Consider the following 16267-nt stretch of genomic DNA (forward strand, 5'->3'; position numbering starts at 1 on the left):
CGGCGCTCGCCCCGGAGGGCGGAACGAGCGGGGCGCTGTCAGGATTGACCACGTGGTGATCCGACGCGTACTGGCGCCCCGCATCGACTTCGGCGCGCTGCGCCGCGAGCTGGGACTGCCCGAGAGCTTCCCGGCCGCGGCGCAGCGCGAGGCCGACACGGCCGCCGCCGCGCCGCCACCAGCCGTCGCCGACCGGACCGACGTCCCGTTCGTCACCGTCGACCCGGCGACCTCGCGCGACCTCGACCAGGCCATGCACCTCGCCCGCCGTCCGGGCGGCGGCTACCGCGTCCGGTACGCGATCGCGGACGTCCTGACCCACGTACGCCTCGGCGGTGAGTTGGAGGCCGAGACGTGGCGTCGGGGACAGACGGTCTACCTGCCCGACGGCAACGTGCCGCTGCACCCGCACACGCTCAGCGAGGGGGCGGCCAGCCTGCTGCCCGACGCCGACCGGGCCGCGGTGCTCTGGACCGTCGACCTGGACGCCGACGGCGGCACCGTCGCGGTCACGCTGGAACGGGCGCTCGTGCGCAGCCGGGCCAAGCTCGACTACGGCGGCGTGCAGCGCGACGCCGACGCCCGCCGGCTGCCCGAGCCGATCGCCCTGCTGCCCGAGATCGGGGCGTTGCTCACCGCCCGTGGCCTGAGCCGGGGCGCGATCAACCTGCCGCTGCCGGAGCAGGACGTCGAGCCCGACGGCGACGGGTGGCGACTGGTGCTGCGCGGCCCCGGTCCGATGGAGGAGCACAACGCCCAGATCTCGCTGCTGACCGGCATGGCCGCGGCCGACATCATGCTGGCCGGCCGGATCGGGCTGCTGCGGACCATGCCCCGACCCCGCTCGGAGGCGGTGCAGCGGCTGCGGACGGCCGCCGGTCCGCTGGGCGTGCCCTGGCCGGACGGCACACCCGTGGGTCAGGTGCTCGACGGGCTGGACACCTCCCAGCCCCGGGTGGCCGCCTTCGTCGACCAGGCCGCCGAGCTGATGCGCGGCGCGGCGTACACCGCGTTCGACGGGGAGGTGCCCGAGCAGCCCGAGCACGGCGGGGTGGCCGCCGCGTACGCGCACGTCACCGCGCCGCTGCGGCGGCTGGCCGACCGGTACGCCACCGAGGTCTGCCTGGCGCTGCACGAGGGCCGGGAGGTGCCCGAGCAGGTCCGGGCCGCGCTGCCGAAGCTGCCCGAGGTGATGGCCACGACCGACCGGACCGCCGGCGCGGCCAGCCGGGGCGCCGTGGAACTGGCCGAGGCGGTGCTGCTCGCGCACCGGGTGGGGGAGACGTTCGAGGCGGCGGTGCTCGACGTGGACGAACCGCGCCCGGCGGGCAACGGCCGGCCCGGCCGACCGCCCGGCGGCACCATCGCACTGGACGAGCCGCCGGTCCGCGCCCGCTGCGCCGGAGAGCTGCCGCTCGGCGAACGCGTCCGGGTACGGCTCACCGTCGCCGACCCGGCCCAGCGCCGGGTCGCCTTCGAACGGGCGTGACCAGCGCGGCCATTGTCACAGCATCGGGATGCACCGCACGCGGCCTCGCTTTGCGAGGATGAGCCCATGGCTTACGACGCGACCACGCTGCCCGACGTCTCCGGGCTGACCGTCGGCATCATCGGTGGCACCGGCGACCAGGGACGAGGTCTCGCCTACCGGTTCGCCCGCGCCGGGCAGACCGTGCTGATCGGCTCCCGCACCGCGGAGCGGGCCAACCAGGCCGCCGCCGAGATCGCCGCCCTGCCCGGCGTACCGGAGGGCGCCGTCGTCTCCGGCGGCGACAACGAGGACGTGGCCCGGCGCAGCGACGTGGTGATCGTGGCGGTGCCGTGGGACGGGCACGCGGCCACCGTCGCCGCGCTCGCCGCCCCGCTGGCCGGCAAGATCGTGGTGGACTGCGTCAACCCGCTCGGCTTCGACAAGCAGGGCCCGTACGCGCTCGACGTGCCCGAGGGCAGCGCGGTGCAGCAGGCCGCCGGGCTGCTGCCCGAGTCCCGGGTGTGCGCCGCGTTCAACCACGTCAGCGCGCCGCTGCTGGCCGACCCGCAGATCGACCGGATCGACCTCGACGTGCTGATCTGCACCGAGGACCGGGAGGTGGCCGGCGTGGTCGCCGCGCTGGCCGCGCGGATCCCCGGCATGCGGGGCATCTACGCCGGACGGCTGCGCAACGCCCACCAGATCGAGGCGTTCACCGCCAACCTGATCGCGATCAACAAGCGCTACAAGGCGCACGCCGGCATCCGCGTCACCGACCTCTGAACCCCGAGCCGCGTGCCGTCGGCGCGTGTTAACAGGGGGCCCCTTCTCTACGCGAGGCGTTAAGAAGGGGCCCTTCCTTACACCCGTCAGAAGGTGTGTTCGGCGGCGGGGAACTCGCCGCCGCGCACCTCGTCGGCGAACCGGCGGGTGGCGTCGGTGAGCGCGCCGGCCAGGTCGGCGTACCGCTTCACGAAGCGGGGTGCCCGCCCGGTCCGCAGCCCGGCCATGTCCTGCCAGACCAGCACCTGGGCGTCGGTGTCCGGACCGGCGCCGATGCCGACGGTGGGGATGGCCAATTCGGCGGTGATCCGCTTGGCCACCTCACCCGGCACCATCTCCAGCACCACGGCGAACGCGCCCGCCGCGGCCACCGCCCGTGCGTCGGCGAGCACCTCCTCGGCGGCCTCGCCCCGGCCCTGCACCCGGTAGCCGCCCAGCGTGTGCTCGCTCTGCGGGGTGAAGCCGATGTGCGCCATCACCGGGATGCCGGCGCCGGTGATCGCCTCGATCTGGGCCGCGCAGCGCCGTCCGCCCTCCAGCTTCACCGCGTGGCAGCCGCCCTCCTTCATGAACCGCACCGCGGTACGCAGCGCCTGCGCCGGCCCCTCCTCGTACGAGCCGAACGGCAGGTCGCCGACGACCAGCGACTGCTTCGTGGCCCGTACCACGGCCCGGACCAGCGGCAGCAGCTCCTCGGCGGTCACCGGCAGCGTGGTCTCGTAGCCGAAGACGTTGTTCGCCGCCGAGTCGCCGACCAGCAGCACCGGGATGCCCGCCTGGTCGAAGATCGAGGCGGTGTACTGGTCGTACGAGGTGAGCATTGCCCAGCGCTCGCCGCGCTCCTTGGCGGCGATCAGGTCGCGGGTGCGTACCCGCCGGGTGGCCGGGCCGCCGTAGAGCGCCGTCACCTCGGCCGGGGTGGACTCCACCATGACAATCTCCTTCCTCGAGGCCGCGCACGCGGTCCCCGGGTTCCCCGCGATCGTCGCACCGGGCGACGGCCCGCGGGCAGATCGGAGTGGAGGATGTCACTCCCCGGCCGGGGAGCGGTCAGCCGTCCTCGCGCCACCGGTTGGTGATCGGCAGTCGCCGGTCCCGCCCGAACGCCTTCATGGAGATCTTGGTGCCGGGCGCGGACTGCCGCCGCTTGTACTCGGCGGTATCCACCATCCGCAGCACCCGGTCCACCACGGCCGGGTCGTGGCCGGACTCGACCAGGCCGTCGCGGCCCAGGTCGCCGTCGACGTAGCCGATCAGGATCGGGTCGAGCACGTCGTAGTCGGGCAGCGTGTCGCTGTCGAGCTGGCCGGGGCTCAGCTCGGCCGACGGCGGCTTGCCGATCGAGTTCTCCGGGATCGGCGGCGTCTGCCCGCGCCGTACCGCGTCGGAGTTGCGCCACTTCGCCAGCCGCCACACCAGCGTCTTCCAGACGTCCTTGACCGGGTTGTAACCGCCCACCGAGTCGCCGTAGAGCGTCGAGTAGCCCACCGCCAGCTCGCTCTTGTTGCCGGTGGTGAGCACCAGGTGGCCCTCCTGGTTCGACAGCGCCATCAGGATCACGCCGCGTACCCGGGCCTGGAGGTTCTCCACCGCCACCCCGGACAGCGACATGTTCGCCAGGAACGTGTCCACCATCGGCTGGATCGGCTCGACCCGGTAGTCCAGGCCGGTGCGCTTCGCCAGGTCCTCGGCGTCGGTGCGGGAGTGCTCGGAGGAGTGCTGGCTGGGCATCGAGACGCCGACGACCCGGTCCGGGCCGACCGCGTCGACGGCGATGGCCGCCGCCACCGCCGAGTCGATGCCGCCGGACAGGCCGAGCACCACCGACGGGAAACGGTTCTTGTCGATGTAGTCGCGCAGGCCCAGCACCAGCGCGTGCCACACCTCGGCCTCGTCGGCGACCGGCTCGATGATGCCGCCGTCCGCCACCGGTCCGGTCGGCGCGGCCGGGATCGCCGCGATCTCGTGCCGGACCACGCGCATCCCGTCGCTCAGCGCGCCGGTCCCGCCGGGCGCACCGGCCGCCGCCGGCAGCTCCAGGTCGTGCACCAGCAGGTGCTCGACGAACTGCGGCGCCCGGGTCAGCAGCGTGCCGTCCGCGGCGACGATCATCGAGTCGCCGTCGTAGACCAGCTCGTCCTGGCCGCCGACCATGTTCACGTACGCGATGGCGGCCCCGGCCTCGGCGGCGCGCCGGCGGACCAGCGGCAGCCGCACGTCGTCCTTGTTCAGCTCGTACGGCGAGCTGTTGATGCTCAGCACCAGCCCGACGCAGGCCTCCCGGGCCACCGCGAACGGGCCGCCGGCCTGCCACAGGTCCTCGCAGATGGTCAGCGCCACGTCCACCCCGCCGACGCGCACCACGGTGAGCGTGTCACCGGGCACGAAGTAGCGGTCCTCGTCGAACACGCCGTAGTTGGGCAGGTGGTGCTTGAAGTAGGTGGCGACGACCTCGCCCCGGTGCAGCAGCGCTGCCGCGTTGCGGGCGCCCCGGCCCGGCTCGGCGTCGGAGCTGACCTGCGGCGGGCCGTCGGCGTCCAGGTAGCCGACCATGACCGGCAGGTCACCGAGGCCGTCGGCGGCCAGGTCGGCGGCGAGCCGGTGCAGCGCGGCACGGGACGCGGCCACGAACGAGCGGCGGAACACCAGGTCCTCGACCGGGTAACCGGTGAGCATCAGCTCGGGGAACAGGACGAGCTGGGCGCCGGCGTCGGCGGCCCGACGGGTCCACGAGCGGACCAGGCCGGCGTTGCCGGCGAGGTCGCCTACCGTCGAATTGACCTGGCACAGGGCGAGACGCAGGGTGGGCATGTACTCATCTTCCCCCAGCCGTCCGGGCCGAATCCGACCGGTTGGGGCAGACAGGCGCGCCGGCCCCGCACGTCCCAGCGCGGCGGACACGGCGGGACGGCCGGCCGGGGGAGGGCGTAACGTCGGCGTAACGAGCCCGGTGGAGACTGGGCGGTCAGGCCGAGCCGGCCCCGGCGCCGGCGCGGACGTACGTGTAACGAGGGGTGGAAGTGGACCGTCAGCAGGAGTTCGTCCTCCGTACGCTGGAAGAGCGGGACATCCGTTTCGTCCGGCTGTGGTTCACCGATGTGCTCGGCACGCTCAAGAGCGTCTCGGTGGCCCCGGCGGAGCTGGAGGCGGCCTTCGACGAGGGCATCGGTTTCGACGGCTCCGCGATCGAGGGCTTCGCCCGGGTCTTCGAGTCGGACATGGTCGCCATGCCGGACCCGACGACGTTCCAGGTCTTCCCGTTCGAGGGGGGCGTCAGCGGCGAGAGCGCCCGGATGTTCTGCGACATCTCGCTGCCCGACGGCAGCCCGTCCTGGGCCGACCCGAGGCACGTGCTGCGTCGCATGCTCTCCCGGGCCGCCGACAAGGGCTTCACGTTCTACACCCACCCGGAGATCGAGTTCTTCCTGCTGGAGAACGGCCCGCAGGACGGCTCGGTGCCGATCCCGGTGGACACCGGCGGCTACTTCGAGCACACCACGCACGCCGTGGCGCGGGACTTCCGCCGCCAGGCGGTGCTGGCGCTGGAGCGGATCGGCATCTCGGTGGAGTACAGCCACCACGAGGTCGCCCCCGGCCAGCAGGAGATCGACCTGCGCTACGCCGACGCGCTCACCACCGCCGACAACATCATGACCTTCCGGCACGTGGTGAAGGAGGTCGCGCTCTCCACCGGCGTGCAGGCCAGCTTCATGCCGAAGCCGTTCACCGACCAGCCCGGCAACGGCATGCACACCCACCTGTCGCTGTTCGAGGGCGAGCGCAACGCGTTCCACGACGCCGGTGACCCGATGAAGCTGTCGAAGGTCGCCAAGTCGTTCATCGCCGGGCTGCTCACCCACGCGCGGGAGTACACCGCGGTGACGAACCAGTGGGTCAACTCGTACAAGCGGCTGTTCCCGCAGGCGCTGCCGGACCGGATCACCGAGAGCCCCGCGTACGTCTGCTGGGGTCACCTGAACCGGTCCGCGCTGGTGCGGGTGCCCGCGTACGGCAAGCCGAACTCGGCCCGGGTCGAGGTCCGCTCGCTGGACTCGGCGACCAACCCCTACCTGGCGTTCGCGGTGATGCTCGGCGCCGGTCTCAAGGGCATCGAGGAGGGGTACGAGCTGCCGCCGGGCGCCGAGGACGACGTCTGGTCGCTCAGCAGCGCGGAGCGCCGCGCCATGGGCTACGAGGCGCTGCCGGAGAACCTGGCCGAGGCGATCGACGTGATGGCCGGCTCCGAGCTGGTCGCCGAGGTGCTCGGCGAGCACGTCTTCGACTTCTTCCTGCGCAACAAGCGGGCCGAGTGGGAGCAGTACCGCCGCGAGGTCACGCCGTACGAGCGGCAGCGCTACCTGTCTCTCTAGATCACCTGGCGCGGTGCCGCTATCGTCTGCGGCACCGCCCGGCACCTCGCCGGCGGGTGAAGCCGGGGAGGCGTTGGTGCTGGGAGACCTGCTCGACGGGGCGTGGCAGAGCATCGTGTTCGGGATCGTCGGGGTGGCGCTGATGGCCGCCGGGTTCCTGCTCGTGGATCTGCTCACCCCGGGCAAGCTGCGGGAGCTGATCTGGGTACGCCGCAACGGCAACGCCGCGCTGCTGCTCGCCGCGAACCAGCTCGGCATCGCCGGCATCGTCTTCACCGCCGTGCTGACCAGCTACAGCTCGTTCACCAAGGGGCTCGCCTCCACGGTGGTCTTCGGGCTGGTCGGCCTGCTGGTGATGGCGCTGGCCTTCCTGGTGCTGGACCTGCTCACCCCGGGCAGGCTGGGCGACGTCATCGCCGCCGAGGAGTCGCACCCGGCCGCGAAGGTCAGCGCCGCCACCCACTTCGGTGCCGCGCTGATCGTCTGCGCCTGCATCGCCTGAGCGGTGTCGTACCCCGGGGTTAGTTTCCGGGGGTGAACCGCACCGACCGTCTCTACGCCCTGGTCGAGGAGCTGCGGGCGGTGTCGCCGCGCCCGCGCAGCGCGAGCTGGCTGGCCCGCCACTTCGAGGTCAGCACCCGCACCGTCGAGCGGGACATCTCCGCCTTGCAGGGCGCGGGCGTGCCGATCTGGGCCGAGCCGGGCCGCACCGGCGGCTACGTGGTCGACCGGGCGCGCACGCTCCCGCCGGTCAACCTGTCACCGGCCGAGGCGGTGGCGATGGCTGTCGCGCTGCACCGGCTCGGCGGCTCCCCGTTCGCCGCGGCGGCCGGCGCCGCGCTGCGCAAGCTGGTCGCGGTGATGCCGCCGGCCGCGGTGGCCGAGGCGCACCGGCTCGCCGGCCGGGTGCACCTGGTGGGTGACGGGCCGGGCTCGCCCGTGCCGGCCGTCGTCGCCGACGCGGTCGCCGCCGGGCGGGTGCTGCGCCTGGGGTACGCCGACCGCGGCGGCGCCGATTCGGTACGCGACGTGGAGCCGCTGGCCTACCTGGGCAATTCGGTGCACTGGTACCTGGTCGCCTGGTGCCGGCTGCGCGACGGTGTGCGCTGCTTCCGCACCGACCGGATCCGCTCGGTGCGCCCGCTGGCCGAGCCGGTGACCCGGGAGTGGCGTCCCGGCGACCTCGACGTGCCGGTCGACCGGGTACGCCCGCTCACCCTGGTCTGAAATCCGACAGCGCGGCTTGCCCGGTTCGGCGATCCTGGTGGGTCTGCCGTCCCTGGGGAGGAACGCCGGTGCCCGACACGCTCAGCTACGCCGACGCCGTACGCCTGTTGGGCGGGGAGAAGAGCAAGGTCGTCGACTGGTTCGACAAGCTGACCGGCGGCGTGCTGCTGGTCGCGTCGGTGCCGGTGCCGGCTCTGCTCGGCATCTTCGATGCCAAGGCGGAGTTCGTCCGGCTCGGCCACGAGCTGGTGCGCACGGCGTCCGAGAAGCGCTCCGGACTGTCCCGGTACGGGCGGACGCAGCGGCTGGAGGCCGCGCACGCGGTGATCGCGGTGACCGCGTTCTTCGAGGCCCTCGCCGACCTGAAGCTGCCGTTCGACCTCAAGGAGCTGGCCCTCGACCGGTCCGACCAACTGCGGCTGGCCGGTGCCCGGCACGCCGCGGACGGCCTCACCGCGGCGCTGTTCGACACGGCCGCGCCCACGCCCGGTCCGCACCTGTCCCAGCCGGCGCTGCGGTCGGCGCTCGTCGACTGGTACGGGTGGCAGGCCCGCGCGTTCCTCGACTTTCTGAACGGACTGGCGGTCGGCGACAGGCTCTCCGACGCGAGCTGGCCGGTCGTCGAAGAGGCCCTCGCCGACCTTCCCGCCGCCGCCGTCGACCTGTATACGGCCCTGCTGCACCGGCTCGCCGTGGACTTCCCCGAAGTTTCCTTCTGGATCGACCTACACGAGCACGAGGCCACCCGGGTCGAGGTCCGCAGGCTGTCGGTGGGCTTGACCGACCTGCACCGGGCACTGAGCGAACTCTCCACCGGGTCGGCCCCGAGCGGTCGGCGGGCCGGCCTCGCCGCCGCGTACGCCGCCGATCTGGCCCGGCCGATCATCAGCTCTGGCGACGTCCCGGCCGGGCTGACCGTGCCGACGCTGGGCGAGGCGTACGTGCCGCCACTGTGCCGGATCGCCGACCTGGACCAGGCCGCGCGGCCCGGCGACGAGAGCTGGTGGGGTGACCGGTCGGATCGCGACGACCTCTGGCAGGCACTGGTCGTTCACTTCACCTCGCCCAGGGCCGTCCGGGCCCCGCTCCTGGTGCTCGGGCAACCCGGCTCGGGCAAGTCGGTGCTCACCCGGATCATCGCCGCCCGACTGCCCGCCGCCGACTTCCTCGTGGTCCGGGTGGTGCTCCGCGACGTCTACGCGGCCGGCGACATCCAGGAGCAGATCGAAGAGGCGGTGCGGCAGGACACCGGCGAACGTGTCGAGTGGCCGGCGCTGGCCCGCTCCGCCGGCGACGCGCTGCCGGTGGTGCTGCTCGACGGCTTCGACGAGCTGTTGCAGGCCACCGGCGCCAGCCAGACCGACTACCTGCGGCGGGTGGCCGCCTTCCAACGGCGCGAGGCCGACCAGGGTCGGCCGGTGGCGGTATTGGTGACCAGCCGGACCAGTGTGGCCGACCGCGCCCAGCCGCCGCCCGGCACGGTAGCCGTACGCCTGGAGCCGTTCGACGCGACACGTGTCGACGCCTGGGTGCGGACCTGGAACCGGGTCAACGCCGTGGCGTTCCGGGCGCCCGGTGCCCGGCCGCTCGACCCGGCCACGGTGTTGTCTCACCAGGAACTCGCCGGGCAGCCGCTGCTGCTGCTGATGCTGGCCCTGTACGACGCCGAGGGGCACGATCTGCGCCAGGCCGGTGAGTTGCGCCGCGGTGACCTGTACGAGCGGCTGCTGCGCCGCTTCGCCCGGCGGGAGGTGGTCAAGCATCGCGCCGGCCTGCCCGACCTGGAGCTGGATCGGGCGGTCGAGGAGGAGTTGTGCCGGCTGGCCGTGGTGGCCTTCGCGATGTTCAACCGGGGCGTGCAGTGGGTGAGCGCCGCCGAACTGGACGCCGACCTGGCCGCGCTGCCGTTTGGCGGATCGGTGTCGGTTCGGCACGAAGGGCTGCGCGCGCCGCTGGCGGCGGCCGAGGTGGTGCTGGGCCGGTTCTTCTTCATCCACCGCGCCCGCGCCGGTGACGAGGAGCGGCGTCACGAGACGTATGAGTTCCTGCACGCCACATTCGGCGAATACCTGGTGGCCCGGCTCACCGCGCAGGCGGTCGGCGACCTGATCGCTCGGCATCGGGCGGCCAGCCTCACGCTGACCGGTGAACCGGTCGAGGACGACCTGCTGCACGCCCTGCTCTCGTACGCCGTGCTCAGCAGCCGGGCCACCGTGCTCGGCTTCATCGAGGAGAGGCTGCGCGTCGATTCCGACCGGGCCGCCTGGTCCGACCTGCTGGTGCGGTTGTTCCGGGCTGCGCCCTACGCGACCGGCGGCCGCCACTTCGACGGCTACCGCCCTCGTCGCCTGCGGGAGTCCGCCCGCTGCGCGGCCTACACCGCCAACCTGTTGCTGCTGATCCTGGTGGCGGGTGGAGAGGCCGTCGGACGGTATCTGTTTCCAGACGACCCGGTGGCCGAGTGGCGGGTCCAGGTGGGGTTGTGGCGCTCCCAGCTTGCACCGGAGGAGTGGCAGAGCCTGAGCGACGTGCTGGCCCTGGACCGGCTCGAGGCGGGGCTGGACCGGGATGTCCGGCTGCGGCTGGACAGCGGGACTGCGGCGCCGCCGGACGCCGACCCGCTGTGGGTGTTCGGCGTGCAGCAGGGAGCGCTCGCCGGCCTGACGACCGACCTGCTGGTCCGGATCCGCCGCACCGCCCACCTCGCCTGTGACGTCGACGGCGCGGTGCTGGTCGGCGCCCTGGAGCCGATGTTCGACCGGCTGCCGAAGGCGTTGGCCCTGGTCGCCGGGCCGGACTCGGGCGGCTCCTCGTCCGCCGCCCACGCCTTGCTCGAGGCGTGGCTGCTACCGCTGTATCCGGGGACGCAGGATGAACGGCGACGGGTGTACCTGGGTTGTGTGTCGCTGGCCGAGCGTGGCAACGACGTGTTCCCGGCCTGGAACCGGGCCGCCTTCCTGAGCCTGCTGCTCGACCGGATGGCCGCAGACAGCGGGGTGTCCGCGGAACTGGTGGCCGAGGTGGTGGAGGCGGCGTGCAGGAGGGATGACCTGCGGACCTCAACCAGACTTGCCTGGGCGATGATGCGCTGCATCTACCAGGCTCTCGGCGCCAATCGGCGGGTCGACCAGCGGCTCGCCGCGGTCGTCGAGGCGGTGGCGGAGACACTCCCGGCGGTGCCCGAGTTCGGGATGGACCTGGTCTTCGCGGACGTGATCGTTCGGCTGCACGAGACCGGCGTGATGACGATGCCGACCGGGGTGTCGTTCCTCGACGAATTCGAGCGGCGACACGGCAAGCGGCGGCCCGATCTGGTGCGCCGGCTGGTTCCGGTGGTGGAGAGGGCGCGGCGGGTCTGACCGCGAAACTCTGACAGGACGCTGTCGCGGACGTCCTCGACGCTGATTCCTGACGACGCCGGCCGACCGCCGGCGCGAACCTCAGGAGGAAGCATGTCCAGCACGCCCGTGACCTGGTTCGAGATCGGCTCCGACCGGCCGGACGAGGCGCAGCGGTTCTACGCCGGCCTGTTCGGCTGGAGTTTCGAGGAGCCGACCGACCCGGCCAGGTCGTATCGGCAGACGGTGGCCGGCGGGCCGCGGGGGATCGGCGGCGCGATCCGGGGCACCGACACCGGCAACTACGCGATCTTCTACGCCGAGGTGGCGGACGTCGCGGAGATCTGCCGCCGGGCCGAGGCGACCGGCGGCACGGTGGTGACGGCTCCGGTGACCACGCCGGCCGGTCTGGTGCGGGCCCTGTTGCGCGACCCGTCGGGCAATCTGCTCGGCGTCTTCACCCCGCCGGCCAGCGGCTGACCCCGGTCCGGGTCGGCCGGTGACACCGTGGTGGTCCGTCCGAACGCGACGGTGTCCGTGGGCCGGGGCCACGTCGGTCCGGGCGGTCGCGACGGCGGCCGCCCGGACCGTCTGTCCGTGCGGGACGAACAGGGCGTTCGTCGTCGGCGGTAGCCGGGTCACCCGGGCGTACGCGGCTGTCGCCGCCGGCCGGCCGAGCGTGGCCGCCGTGAGCGCGAGCCGGCGAGGCGGGGAAGAGGCCGGTCGATGTCCGGATCGGTCAGGGCGGTAGCCGGCTGCGCCGGCCGGTCCGGTGATTACCGGAGAGGATCTTGGATGCGCCCCCGACCTCGGGTTATGTTCAAGATCCTCCGAGTCGGGCGGCCGACGACCGCCCGGCTCGCACAGTCAGGAGAAGCGTATGACCAACGACGGTTACCCCTCTTCCCCCGCCACGGACATCACCGGATCCACTGTGAACCGACGCCGCATGCTGACTATCGCTCTCGGTGGCGCCGCCACCGTGGCCCTGCCCACGCCGGCCTGGGCGGCCGACGACAAGCGGCCGGGCTCCCGTCGGGCGCCGGCGCTGACGTCCGACGATCGCAAGATCATCGCTCAGGTCTCGGCCGAGCGGGCGCTGGCGCACCTGCGCGTCCTCAGCGAGGAGATCGGACCGCGTATCGGCGGGACCGCCTCGGAGCGGCGTGCCGCCGACTACATCGCCAAGCAGCTCGACCGCCTCGGCTACCAGGTCCGGCTGGAGCCGTTCGCGGTGGCGGACAAGTTCCTCGCTCAGCTCGCCTCGCCGGCCGGGCTGCCCACCGACCTGAACTGGCAGGCCGGCGCCTCCCCGCAGGCCGCGCTGGACACCACCGTCCAGGGTGACGTGGTGGACGTGGGCGCGGGTGCTCCCGAGAACTACCCGGCAAGCGCGGCCGGCCAGTTCGTGCTTGTCGACTACGTGGCGGCCCGGCGCGAGCAGCTGGTCGCCACCGCGCTGCAACGCGGCGCGGCCGCCGTGGTGTTCCTCGCCGCCGACGGGGTGCCGCCCCGGCGCAGCGGCACGTTCTCACCGACCCTGCCGGGCTCGGCCGGCGCCCCGGTGCCGATCCCGGTGGTCGGCGTCGCCCAGGCGCAGAAGGAGCGGCTGCGTGCGCTGCTCGCCACCGGGCGACTCACGCTCACCGTCTCCACTGCCGCGCACCGCAACCTGACGTCCCACAACGTCATCGCGGAGCGGGTCGGGCGGTCCGGCGCGAACGGGCCGGTCGTCATGGTCAGCGCCCACTACGACACGGTTGTCGGCGCCCCCGGTGCCAACGACGACGGTTCCGGCACCGTGCTCTGCCTCGAACTGGCCCGGGTGATGAAGGCGATCCCGGTCGACGCCACCCTGCGGTTCGCGCTGTGGGGCTCCGAGGAGCAGGGCCTGCTCGGCTCGCGTCACCACGTGCGACAGCTCCCGCAGGCCGAGCGGGACCGCATCCTGGCGGTGTACCAGAACGACATGGTCGCCACGAGCTGGGACCCGGCCACCCTCTACTGGCTGCTGTCCTTCACCGGCCAGTCCAACCGGGCCACCGACGAGGTGGCCGCCGCCGGTGTACGCCTCGGCTACGACCCGCGGATGTCGCCGGTGACGCAGCGCGGCTCCAGCGACCACCAGTCCTTCCAGGAGGTCGGCATCGCCAGCGCCAACTTCTCCTGGCGGGGCGAGACGAGCCCGGCACTGCTGGAGCCGCCGTACCACACTCCGGAGGACACGATCGCCAAGAACATCAGCCTCGAGCGTCTCCAGGTCTCACTCGAACTGATCGGCTGCGCCGCGTACGCGACCGCCCGCTGACCCACGCGCCGTACCCGTGCCACCGGCTGCGGTGTCGGGACGGCGCGACCGGCGCCGCACCGGGGCTTCCCCGGTGCGGCGCCTCTGTCCCGCCACCTGGTGCGGGGCGGTGGCCCCGCCGGGGCCGGTCACGAGGAGGTTAGTCCGGCGGGAAGCGGCGCGGCCGTGCGGTCACTTGCCGTCCGGGCCGCCCTTGCCGTGTCCACCGCGCTCGCCGTGCGGGCCGCCCTTGCCGTCGTGCCCGGGGCCGCCCGGGAACACGCCCGCCTCGGCGGCCTTGAGCACCGCGTCGGCCTGCTCCTGGGTGAGCTTGCCGTCGGTGACGGCCTGGTCCAGCCGCTCCTTCAGCGCGGCCTGCCGGTCCTCGGTCGAGGGCCGCTCGGGCCGCTCCGGGCGGTCGCCCTGACGCTGCTCGTGCAGCTTCTCCAGCGCCGCGGTGACCTTGTCGGCCGGGACGCCCAGCTCCTTGGCGAGCGCCTCGGCGAACTCGGCCTGCCGGTCGGCGTGCTTCTGGCGGCGGTCGTCGCCCTGGTCGGTGCTGCTGGCGCTCGAAGACGGGTTCGGGCTCTTGTCGTCGGCGAGCGCCACCGTCGGGGCGGCGATCCCGACGCCGAGCACTCCGGCGGCGGCCAGGCCGACCAGCAGGCGCTTCTTCGACATCGTGCGGATCATGCGATTCTCCTGTTCGGTGGTGGTGCGATGACGTCACCGACAGTGATCCCCGGAACTGAGGGCAACCCGTGGCGAACCTGTCAGCGGGCTGGCAATCCCGCCCGGAAGGCCCGGCTTATTCGTGTTGCCGGGTGGGGGAGCGCCCGGAAGGCTGGGCGAAACCCGACGAAAGGCCACTCGATGACACAGCCTGCCATCCGCGAGATCACGCTCACCGGGCCGGGCTCCGGCCCGTACTCGATCACGGTCGGGTCCGACGGCGCGCTCTGGCTGACGCTGGCCGGCTCCGGCGGCGTCGCCCGGCTCGGTCCCGACGGCGAGGTGCGGACCTACCGCGACGACCCGCCGGGCAGCCGCCCGCTGATCATCGTCGGCGGCCCCGACGGCGCGCTCTGGTACACCCGCTCGGGCGACGACCGGCTCGGCCGGATCACCGTCGGCGGCGAGACCGCCTCGGTGGCGCTGCCGCCCGGCTGCGGCCCCTGCGGGCTGGCGGCCGGCCCGGACGGCGCGCTCTGGTACGCCGGCATGAACGACGACACGGTCGGCCGGGTGAGCGTCGACGGGGAGGTGACCACCTTCGGGCTGCCGGTGGCCAAGGGCTTCCCGTCGATGCTCGCGGCCGGACCGGACGACGCGCTCTGGCTCACGCTCAACCAGGCGAACGCGATCGCCCGGATCGACCTGGACGGGTCGGTGACGCTGCATCCGCTGCCCACCGAGGCGGCCGGGCCGGTCGGCATCACCCGCGGCGGCGACGGCGCGCTCTGGTTCGTCGAGATCGCCGCCGGGCAGGTCGGCCGGATCACGCCGGACGGGCGGATCGACGAGTTCCCGCTGCCGGACCGCGCGGCGCGCCCGCACGCGATCGTCGCGGATCCGGCCGGTGGCTGCTGGCTCACCGAGTGGGGCGCCAACCGCATCGCCCACATCGACCCCGACGGCCACCACACCGCCCACGATCTGCCCACCCCCGCGTCGGAGCCCCACGGCCTGACTGTCACCCCCGACGGCGCGGTCTGGGCCGCCCTGGAGTCCGGCGCGGTCGCCCACCTCACCCCTTCGCCGCCACCCTCTCCGCGTTGATCATGAAGTTGGCGGCAGTTGTGGATCTCTGAACTGCCGCCAACTTCATGATCGCCGGGGTGGAGGTCTCAGCGGACGGCGGAGGTCACCGTCAGGGTGCCGGTGGTGGCGTTCAGGAGCGCGGGGGTGCCTACCGGGACCGTCAGCTGGCCGGGGCCGTGGCCGATCGGCAGGCCGCCCAGGACCGGCACGCCCAGGTCGCCCAGGCGGTCGGTGAGCACGTCCACGACGGTGGTGTCCCAGCCGTCCGCGCACTCGGTGAACTGACCCACGGCCACCCCGGCGATCCCGTCCAACGCGCCGCAGCGACGCAGGTGGGTGAGCATCCGGTCGATCTTGTACGGTGGCTCCTGCACCTCCTCGACCAGCAGGATCGCCCCGGTCAGGTCGGGCATGTCCGGCGTGCCGATCGACGCGGTGATCAGGCACAGGTTGCCGCCGAGCAGCCGGCCCTCGGCCCGGCCGGGCACCCGCACCGGGTACGTCTCCTCCGCCTCGACCGCCGCCACAGTCACCGGCTCGGCGCTGGTCAGCGCCGTGTGCAGCGACTCCGCCGAGCGGATCGGGGTGCGCTCGTCCCGCCACGCGGCCCCCGGGCCGTGCACCCCGGCCAGCCGGGCGCCCCGCCAGAGCGCGAACTGCAACGCGGTGATGTCGGAGAACCCGGCCACCACCTTCGGGTCCCGGCGTACCGCCGCCATGTCGATCAGGTCGACCACCCGCTGCGCGCCGTAGCCGCCCCGCGTGCAGATCACGCCGCGGATCTCCGGGTCGGCGAACGCCGCGTTCAGGTCCGCGGCCCGCAGCGCGTCGTCGCCGGCCAGGTAACCCCGCCGGGCGTACGCGTTCGGCGCGGGCACCGGCCGCAGCCCCCAGCCGGTGAGCAGCTCGATGCCACGGGCCACCCGTTCGGGACGGGTCGGTCCGGACGGGGACACCAGCATCACCGGGTCGCCGGGACGCAGGGCCGGTGGGCGCAGGCAGTCGTCGGGCACGATCGCGAGCCTAGGGC

General features: G+C 73.4%; 13 protein-coding genes. 9 read left to right on the forward strand and 4 right to left on the reverse strand.

Annotated features, from left to right (window positions below; translation table 11 throughout):
- Window positions 1-52 precede the first annotated feature (52 nt).
- Complete coding sequence (locus tag ACSDG8_RS25375) at window positions 53-1489, forward strand: RNB domain-containing ribonuclease (protein ID WP_210897228.1); 1437 nt, start codon at window positions 53-55, stop codon at window positions 1487-1489.
- Window positions 1490-1555: 66 nt separating this feature from the next.
- Window positions 1556-2254: an NADPH-dependent F420 reductase gene (gene npdG / locus ACSDG8_RS25380; protein ID WP_116507680.1), complete on the forward strand. Its 699-nt coding sequence runs from the start codon at window positions 1556-1558 to the stop codon at window positions 2252-2254.
- An 86-nt stretch (window positions 2255-2340) separates the two neighbouring features.
- On the opposite strand, the gene panB is transcribed toward npdG, so the two are convergent.
- A complete protein-coding gene (gene panB / locus ACSDG8_RS25385) occupies window positions 2341-3186 on the reverse strand; it encodes a 3-methyl-2-oxobutanoate hydroxymethyltransferase (protein ID WP_210897226.1) in 846 nt (281 codons plus the stop codon).
- 118 nt (window positions 3187-3304) lie between these two features.
- The gene (locus ACSDG8_RS25390) at window positions 3305-5065 is read right to left on the reverse strand and encodes an NAD+ synthase (protein WP_210897224.1); all 1761 of its coding nucleotides are present in this window, start codon (window positions 5063-5065) and stop codon (window positions 3305-3307) included.
- Between the two features lie 209 nt (window positions 5066-5274).
- Between ACSDG8_RS25390 and glnA the strand changes: the two genes are divergently transcribed.
- From glnA to ACSDG8_RS25420, 6 genes are all read left to right on the forward strand, one after another.
- On the forward strand, window positions 5275-6624 hold the full coding sequence (gene glnA / locus ACSDG8_RS25395) for a type I glutamate--ammonia ligase (RefSeq protein ID WP_036344036.1): 1350 nt from the start codon (window positions 5275-5277) through the stop codon (window positions 6622-6624).
- Between the two features lie 76 nt (window positions 6625-6700).
- Window positions 6701-7126: a DUF350 domain-containing protein gene (locus ACSDG8_RS25400; protein ID WP_210897222.1), complete on the forward strand. Its 426-nt coding sequence runs from the start codon at window positions 6701-6703 to the stop codon at window positions 7124-7126.
- A 32-nt stretch (window positions 7127-7158) separates the two neighbouring features.
- Window positions 7159-7851, forward strand: coding sequence for a helix-turn-helix transcriptional regulator (locus tag ACSDG8_RS25405; RefSeq protein WP_210897220.1), 693 nt, complete (start codon window positions 7159-7161; stop codon window positions 7849-7851).
- Window positions 7852-7919: 68 nt separating this feature from the next.
- Window positions 7920-11210: an NACHT domain-containing protein gene (locus ACSDG8_RS25410; RefSeq protein ID WP_210897218.1), complete on the forward strand. Its 3291-nt coding sequence runs from the start codon at window positions 7920-7922 to the stop codon at window positions 11208-11210.
- Window positions 11211-11303: 93 nt separating this feature from the next.
- The gene (locus tag ACSDG8_RS25415) at window positions 11304-11669 is read left to right on the forward strand and encodes a VOC family protein (protein ID WP_439427291.1); all 366 of its coding nucleotides are present in this window, start codon (window positions 11304-11306) and stop codon (window positions 11667-11669) included.
- Between the two features lie 469 nt (window positions 11670-12138).
- On the forward strand, window positions 12139-13497 hold the full coding sequence (locus tag ACSDG8_RS25420) for a M28 family peptidase (RefSeq protein WP_439427292.1): 1359 nt from the start codon (window positions 12139-12141) through the stop codon (window positions 13495-13497).
- Window positions 13498-13668: 171 nt separating this feature from the next.
- Here ACSDG8_RS25420 and ACSDG8_RS25425 read toward each other — a convergent pair whose 3' ends face one another.
- Window positions 13669-14169, reverse strand: coding sequence for a hypothetical protein (locus tag ACSDG8_RS25425; protein WP_184687040.1), 501 nt, complete (start codon window positions 14167-14169; stop codon window positions 13669-13671).
- 180 nt (window positions 14170-14349) lie between these two features.
- Between ACSDG8_RS25425 and ACSDG8_RS25430 the strand changes: the two genes are divergently transcribed.
- Complete coding sequence (locus tag ACSDG8_RS25430; RefSeq protein WP_439427293.1) at window positions 14350-15255, forward strand: Vgb family protein; 906 nt, start codon at window positions 14350-14352, stop codon at window positions 15253-15255.
- A gap of 68 nt (window positions 15256-15323) precedes the next feature.
- Here the strand turns inward: ACSDG8_RS25430 and ACSDG8_RS25435 are convergent, their stop codons facing one another.
- A complete protein-coding gene (locus tag ACSDG8_RS25435) occupies window positions 15324-16199 on the reverse strand; it encodes a S66 peptidase family protein (protein WP_247679185.1) in 876 nt (291 codons plus the stop codon).
- Window positions 16200-16267: the final 68 nt, after the last annotated feature.

Origin of the sequence: Micromonospora sp. LA-10 (assembly GCF_051853095.1) — a bacterium.
GTDB classification, from domain to species: Bacteria; Actinomycetota; Actinomycetes; order Mycobacteriales; family Micromonosporaceae; genus Micromonospora; species Micromonospora echinospora_A.

Excerpts from the sequence above, each read along its gene's own strand:
- ACSDG8_RS25430 (WP_439427293.1), top strand. The coding sequence starts at position 14,350 with ATGACACAGCCTGCCATCCGCGAGATCACGCTCACCGGGCCGGGCTCC.
- ACSDG8_RS25415 (WP_439427291.1), top strand. The coding sequence starts at position 11,304 with ATGTCCAGCACGCCCGTGACCTGGTTCGAGATCGGCTCCGACCGGCCG.
- ACSDG8_RS25425 (WP_184687040.1), bottom strand. The coding sequence starts at position 14,169 with ATGATCCGCACGATGTCGAAGAAGCGCCTGCTGGTCGGCCTGGCCGCC.
- ACSDG8_RS25390 (WP_210897224.1), bottom strand. The coding sequence starts at position 5,065 with ATGCCCACCCTGCGTCTCGCCCTGTGCCAGGTCAATTCGACGGTAGGC.
- npdG (WP_116507680.1), top strand. The coding sequence starts at position 1,556 with ATGGCTTACGACGCGACCACGCTGCCCGACGTCTCCGGGCTGACCGTC.
- panB (WP_210897226.1), bottom strand. The coding sequence starts at position 3,186 with ATGGTGGAGTCCACCCCGGCCGAGGTGACGGCGCTCTACGGCGGCCCG.
- ACSDG8_RS25420 (WP_439427292.1), top strand. The coding sequence starts at position 12,139 with ATGCTGACTATCGCTCTCGGTGGCGCCGCCACCGTGGCCCTGCCCACG.
- ACSDG8_RS25435 (WP_247679185.1), bottom strand. The coding sequence starts at position 16,199 with ATGCTGGTGTCCCCGTCCGGACCGACCCGTCCCGAACGGGTGGCCCGT.